The following is a 6,954-nucleotide window of genomic DNA, read 5'->3' as shown; positions in this document are numbered from 1 at the left end:
CGCTTCCTGGCTTCGCCACCAGGTGGCCGAGGGCCTCAAGTGGCGGTTCCCCGAAGGCATCCCGGACGGCTACGAGGAACGCTGCGACTACGAACTCGGCGTCATCGAGGGCAAGGGCTTCCCGTCCTACTTCCTCATCACCGCCGACCTCATCCAGCACGCGCGGGAGGTCGGCATCCTCGTCGGCCCCGGCCGAGGGTCCGCCGCGGGCGCGCTCGTCGCGTACGCGCTCGGCATCACGAACCTCGACCCGATCCCGCAGAAGCTGCTGTTCGAGCGGTTCCTGAACCCGGAGCGCATGTCGATGCCCGACATCGACATCGACTTCGACGACCGCCGCCGCGGCGAGATGATCCGGTACGCCACCGACAAGTACGGCTCGGACCGGGTCGCCCAGGTGATCACCTTCGGCACGATTAAGACCAAGGCGGCGATCAAGGACTCCGCCCGCGTGCACTTCGGCCAGCCGGGCTACTCGATCGCGGACCGGATTTCGAAGGCGCTGCCGCCGCCGATCATGGCGAAGGACATCCCGCTGTCGGGCATCGTCGACTCGAAGCACGAGCGCTACGCCGAGGCCGCCGAGGTCCGCACGCTGGTCGAGACCGACGAAGAGTGCAAGACGATCTTCGACACCGCCCGCGGCCTCGAAGGCCTGATCCGCAACGCGGGCGTGCATGCCTGCGCGGTCATCATGTCGAGCGAGCCGCTCACCGACGCGATCCCGGTGTGGCAGCGCGACGACGGGTCGATCATCACCGGCTGGGACTATCCCTCCTGCGAGGCCATCGGCCTGCTGAAGATGGACTTCCTCGGCCTGCGCAACCTCACCGTCATCGGCGACGCGCTGGAGAACATCAAGGCCAACCGCGGCGAGGAGATCGACCTCGACCGGCTCGGCTTCGACGACCCCGAGGCGTACAAGCTCCTCGGCCGGGGCGACACGCTCGGCGTCTTCCAGCTCGACGGCGGCGCGATGCGCGACCTGCTGCGGCGCATGCAGCCGACCGGGTTCGAGGACATCATCGCGGTGCTCGCGCTGTACCGGCCCGGCCCGATGGGCATGAACGCGCACAACGACTACGCCGACCGCAAGAACAACCGGCAGCAGATCAAGCCGATCCACCCGCAGCTGGAGGAACCGCTGCGGGAGATCCTGTCCGAGACCTACGGCCTGATCGTCTACCAAGAGCAGATCATGCAGATCGCCCAGAAGGTCGCGGGCTACACGATGGGCCGAGCGGACACGCTCCGCCGCGCGATGGGCAAGAAGAAGAAGGAAGTCCTCGAGAAGGAGTACGAGGGCTTCGAAGAGGGCATGAAGTCCAGCCCGCTGGTCGAGGGCGGCTTCTCGCCGGAAGCGGTCAAGGCGCTGTGGGACACGATTCTCCCGTTCGCCGGGTACGCGTTCAACAAGTCGCACGCCGCCGCGTACGGCCTGATCGCGTACTGGACCGCCTACCTCAAGGCGAACTACACCGCGGAGTACATGGCCGCGCTGCTCACGTCGGTCGGCGACAACAAGGACAAGTCGGCGATCTACCTGTCGGAGTGCCGCCGGCTGGGGATCAAGGTGCTGCCGCCGGACGTGAACGAGTCGGCGCTGCGGTTCGCGGCCGTCGGGAACGACATCCGGTTCGGTCTGGGCGCGGTGCGCAACGTGGGCGCGAACGTGGTGGAGTCGATCATCAAGACGCGCGAGGAGAAGGGAAAGTACTCCTCGTTCACCGAGTTCCTGGACAAGTCGGAGCTGGTGGCCTGCAACAAGCGGGTGATCGAATCGCTGATCAAGGCGGGCGCGTTCGATTCGATGGGGCACACGCGGCTGTCGATGATCCAGGTGCACGAGGACGCGGTGGAAGCCGTCGTCCCGCTCAAGCGCCAGGAAGCGATGGGCCAGTTCGACCTCTTCGGCTCGTTCGGAGCCGACGACGGAGACGCGGCCGAGGCAGCGCCGTCGTCCTCGCCGCTCGCGCACCTCAAGTTCGGCGAGGAGGAGTACCCGCGCAAGCAGCTCCTCGCCTATGAACGCGAGATGCTGGGCCTGTACGTGTCGGCGCACCCGCTCGACGGGGCCGAGCGCATCCTGCGCAAACACGCGCCGAAGCCGATCGCCGCGCTGCTCGCCGACCCGCCGAAGGAGGGCGAGGTCGTCATCTCCGGCCTGCTCACCTCGCTCGAACGCCGGGTCAACAAGAAGGGCGAGCCCTGGGCGATCTGCACCGTCGAGGACATGGACGCCGCGCTCGAGGTGCTGTTCTTCGCCAAGGCGTACTCGATGTTCGCCGCGGACCTGGTCGAGGACAACGCGGTGCTGGTGAAGGGCCGGGTCAACTGGCGCGAGGACAAGATGTCGGTGTTCGGCGGCGGGCTCGTGCCGCTGGACCTGTCCGAGATCGGCAACGGCGACGAGGAACCGCCGCTGGTGCTGCTGGCCGCCGCGGAGAAGATCGACCAGGCCGTGGTCAGCGAGCTGAAGTCGACCCTGCTGGCGCACAAGGGCGATACGCCGGTGCACCTCAAGCTCGTCGGCAAGAACCAGACGGTCTTCGCGCTTTACGATTACCCGGTGAAGGTCAGTTCGATGCTCATCGGTGAGCTCAAGGGCATCCCTGGGATCACCGCCAACACCTGATGACCGGGGCGGAGCCGGATCCCCGCCGCTGGCGGGCGCTCGCGGTCACCCTCGCCGCCGGGTTCATGACGCTGCTGGACGTCAGCATCGTCAACACGGCTCTGCCCTCGATCCAGCGCGACCTGAACACCGGCGCGGGCACCATCCAGTGGGTGGTCTCGGGCTACGCGCTCGCCTTCGGCCTGGTCCTGGTCACCGGCGGCAGGCTCGGTGACGCGCTGGGCCGCCGCCGGATGTTCCTCATCGCGCTGGCCGCGTTCGTCGCGACGAGCGCGCTCGCCGGCGCGGCTCCGGACCCGGCGACCCTCGTCGCCGCCAGGCTGGCCCAGGGCTGCGCCGCGGGCATGCTGACGCCGCAGAACAGCGGGCTGATCCAGGATCTGTTCCACGGCGCGGAGCGCGGGCGGGCGTTCGGCATGTTCGGCGCGGTCGTCGGCATCTCCACCGCGGTCGGGCCGGTGCTCGGCGGCGTGATCCTCGCGCTGTTCGGCGACCCGGACGGCTGGCGGTGGGTGTTCTACGTGAACGTGCCGATCGGCGCGATCGCGTTCGGGCTCGCGATGAAGCTGCTGCCGCGCACAGACCGGCGAAAACTCCGGCTGCGCACGGAAATCGACTACGCCGGGATCGTGCTGCTGGCCGTCGCGGTGCTCGGGGTGCTGCTGCCGCTCGTGCAATCCGAACGGGGCGGGTTCGGCCGGTTCTGGTGGCTGTTCGGGGTGGCGATCGTCTTCGGCGTGGCCTTCGTGTGGTGGGAACGGCGCGTCGTGCGCAAGAACCGGCCGCCGTTGCTGGACATCCGGCTCTTCACCGGCACTCCGGGCTACGCGAGCGGCGCGGCGGTCGGCGCGCTGTACTTCTGCGGGTTCGCCGGGATCTGGCTGGTGTTCGCGCTCTTCTTCCAGCAGGGCCTCGGCTACACGCCGCTGCAGTCGGGGCTGGCTGTCACGCCGTTCGCGCTGAGCTCGGCCGTGACGGCGGCCGTCGCCGGACGGCTCGTGGCCCGGTTCGGCCGGAAGCTGACCGTCATGGGCCTGAGCATCGTCGCGCTCTCGCTGCTTTCGGTGGGATTGGTCGTGCAGCTGGTGCCGCCGTCGGCCGCGGGATTCGCGGTGGCCGGACCGTTGCTGATCGGCGGGATCGGCGGCGGGATGGTGATCTCGCCGAACACGACGCTCACCCTCGAATGCGTGCCGAACCGGCTGGCCGGAGTCGCCGGGGGAGCGCTGCAAACCGGCCAGCGGATCGGCACCGCGATCGGCACGGCCGTGCTGGCGTCGGTGTTCGAATCGGTGGTCGCGACCGCCGGGCACCAGACCGCGCTCACCGCGGCGATGTGCTGCGCGGGCGGGCTCACCCTGGTCGCGCTGGCTTTCGCGACCCTGGAACTCCGCGCCCGCCGGCGGCGTGCCATCCTGACGGAGGACCAGCAAGCGGCGCAGTCTGCGGCGAATATTCACCGAACGTGACCACGCAACGCTGATCCTGCCTATTCGGTGAGCTACTTACCGCCACCAGGTGATACTCCATCCGGGTGACAGGTGACCTTCGCCCCTAGTGCTACTCAGAGCAACCGAGTAGACCTTATGGAGCCTTCAGAACGGCACTTTGGCTACCGACAGTGGCAATTCGCTCGATCGACCGGGGATGGGTCGATCGGCCGGACGGCCCGGGAGTCCGAAGTTCCGGGGAATGGACACCCGGAGTCGCATCCCGGTACGAAATTCGTCGGCGTCCGCGGGGGACCGTACGGCGAATCGCCGGGACACTGCCCGGAGTGGCAGGCCGAGTGCGTGCGAAGGCAACGGGGCGGGCCCGGGCGAGGGGGAACCGGGCCCGCCCGCCTTTCTTCCTCCCCGGCCTTCCCCCGGTTCCGCGAGGCTCCGCAACGCCGGGGCCGCCGCGCGCTTGACCTTCCCCTCGGGGCCGGCCCCACGCTCAGGGTGTTCCGAACGAGGGAGAACCCATGCCGGACCTGCTGACCATCGGTGCGTTCGCACGCCTGGCCCGTCTTTCGCCCAAAGCGCTGCGGCTGTACGACGAGATGAACCTGCTGCCGCCGGCCCGCGTCGACCCGGACACCGGCTACCGCTGGTACTCGCCGGACCAGCTCGAGCGGGCGCGCCGCGTCGTCCAGCTGCGCCGGATCGGGATGCCGCTGCCGCGGATCCGGACCGTCCTCGATCTGCCGCCGGAAGCGGCGGCGGCCGAGGTCCGCGCGTACTGGGACGAGCAGGAGCGGGAGTGGCGCGCCAAGCGGGAACTCGCCGGGTTCTTCCTCGACCGACTGGCCGGGAAGGAAACCCCGATGTACGACGTGTCCGTTCGCGAAATGCCCGCCCGCACGCTGCTCGTCGCCTCCGAGCACCTGACCGCCGACCGGATCGGCGCATTCGCCGCCCCGCTGTTCGCGTTCTTCGGCGGCCCGGCGGTCCCGCGTCCGTCCGGTGATGCCGGAAGGCCTTTCCTGCGCTACCACGGGGAAATCAGCGATGACAGCGACGGCCTGGTCGAATTCTGCTGTCCGATCGACCCCGACGGCGGGGACCTCGCCTTCCCGGACATGACGCTCAGCAGCGACGACGCGGGCCGCGAGGCGTACGTCACCGTGCCGAAGGCGAACATGAACACCGCGCTCGGGGCCGAATCGCTGCACCGCTGGCTGACCGACCGGGACGTGCGGGCCGACTGGAAGCCGCGGCAGATCTTCCTGTGCGATCCCGGACAGGCCGCCCTCGACGATCCGGTCTTCGAACTGGCGGTCCGGCTGCGCTGAGGCGTCCGGTTTCACCCGGTTCCGGCTGCTCGGGATGTCGCGCTCGCGCCGCGCCGTCGATCATGTTGGGATGGCCGCGTTCTGCGGAAAGGGGAGCGCACATGGCCCACGAGTCAGTGCCGGGCAACCGGATCCGGGTGTGGTACCGGCCGATGCGACCACGCGACACCAGCGAGGGGCACCGCGCGTCGACGCCGCTGGAGCTGCTGTTCGACCTGTGTTTCGTGGTCGCCGTCGGCCAGGCTGCCGCGCAGCTGCACCACGCGCTTACCGAGGGGCACGTCGGGCACGGGGTGCTCAGCTTCGGGATGGTGTTCTTCGCGATCTGGTGGGGCTGGCTGAACTTCAGCTGGTTCGCGTCGGCGTTCGACACCGACGACGTGCCCTATCGGCTGGCCACTCTCGTCCAGATCGGCGGCGGCCTCACCGTCGCGGCCGGCGTGGACAAAGCCTTCGAGGGCGACTTCACGATCGTGGTCATCGGGTACGTCCTGATGCGGTTGGCCGCGGTCACGCAGTGGCTTCGCGCGGCACGGCAGTCACCGGAAATCCGCACGACCGCGTACTTCTACGCGGCAGGCATCACGTTCTGCCAGATCCTGTGGATCGCCCGGCTGGCATTGCCCGGCACCGCGGGGTTCGTCGGCTTCTTCGTGGTGCTGGTCCTAGAACTCGCGGTGCCCGCGGTGGCGGAGGCGCGGACGACCACGCCGTGGCACTCGCATCACATCGCCGAGCGGTACGGGCTTTTCACGCTGATCGTGCTCGGCGAAACCGTGCTCAGCGCCACCAACGCGGTGAAGGAGGGGATCGCGGAGGGGGAGCACACCGGCGAGCTGGTGTCGCTGGCCGTCGCCGGCCTGGTCCTGGTGTTCTCGATGTGGTGGCTGTATTTCGACCAGCCGGGGCACGCCCGCCTCGAACGCGGCAACTCGCGGTGGACCGCGTTGAGCTGGGGGTACGGCCACTACCTGATTTTCGGTTCGGCCGCGGCGGTCGGCGCCGGACTGGAACTGGCGGTCGGATTCGACAGCGGGCAGGTGCACGTCAGCGGCATCGTGACGGCGCTGGCCGTGACGATCCCGGTCGCGGTCTTCCTGCTGAGCGTGTGGCTGCTGCACATCGGCCCGACGAACGAATGCCGCCCGATCGCGATCGGCTTCCCGGCGGCCGCGGTGCTCGTGCTCGCCGCGTCGTTCGGCCCGGCGCCGATCCACGTGACGGCGGCCCTCGCGGCGATCCTCGTCGGCGTCACGGTGATCGCGACGCACGGCGAGCGCGAGCCCGGCTGACCGGCTTCCGGCCGCAACAGCCGGATCGACGCAGGTCAGCGGCTTGGCGCGAAAAAAGGGACCCCCCTGTTCGAGGGCTGTTTCGGGGCGTGTAATGTTCTCTTCGTCGCCAGGGAGACCGGGCGGCCGCCGGGAACACGAACCAAGCTCCCACAGTAGTGGTAGAGTGGGTGGTCCCAAACCTCCGGAGCTGAACCAGCCCCCGACGAAGCCTCGAGCTTCCCAGGGTGTAGAGTTGGACTCCGGAAAAA

Annotated in this window: 4 protein-coding genes; all 4 read left to right on the top strand. The window is 69.0% G+C overall.

Annotated elements, in window-relative coordinates; all coding sequences use genetic code 11:
- Positions 1-2,635, top strand: a 2,635-nt coding sequence (dnaE, locus tag WA670_RS44905; RefSeq protein WP_336162282.1) for a DNA polymerase III subunit alpha, incomplete at its 5' end; no start/stop codon positions are given.
- Positions 2,635-4,104, top strand: a complete 1,470-nt coding sequence (locus WA670_RS44900) for an MFS transporter (protein WP_134670240.1) — start codon at positions 2,635-2,637, stop codon at positions 4,102-4,104. The genes dnaE and WA670_RS44900, both read left to right, overlap by 1 nt.
- 497 nt (positions 4,105-4,601) lie before the next feature.
- Complete coding sequence (locus WA670_RS44895; protein ID WP_238607720.1) at positions 4,602-5,411, top strand: MerR family transcriptional regulator; 810 nt, start codon at positions 4,602-4,604, stop codon at positions 5,409-5,411.
- Between the two features lie 101 nt (positions 5,412-5,512).
- Positions 5,513-6,703, top strand: a complete 1,191-nt coding sequence (locus WA670_RS44890) for a low temperature requirement protein A (protein WP_037820765.1) — start codon at positions 5,513-5,515, stop codon at positions 6,701-6,703.
- Positions 6,704-6,954: the final 251 nt, after the last annotated feature.

It is taken from the genome of Amycolatopsis sp. VC5-11 (genome assembly GCF_037034185.1).
GTDB classification, from domain to species: domain Bacteria; phylum Actinomycetota; class Actinomycetes; order Mycobacteriales; family Pseudonocardiaceae; genus Amycolatopsis; species Amycolatopsis nivea.
This window is presented reverse-complemented; position numbering and strand designations above follow the sequence as displayed.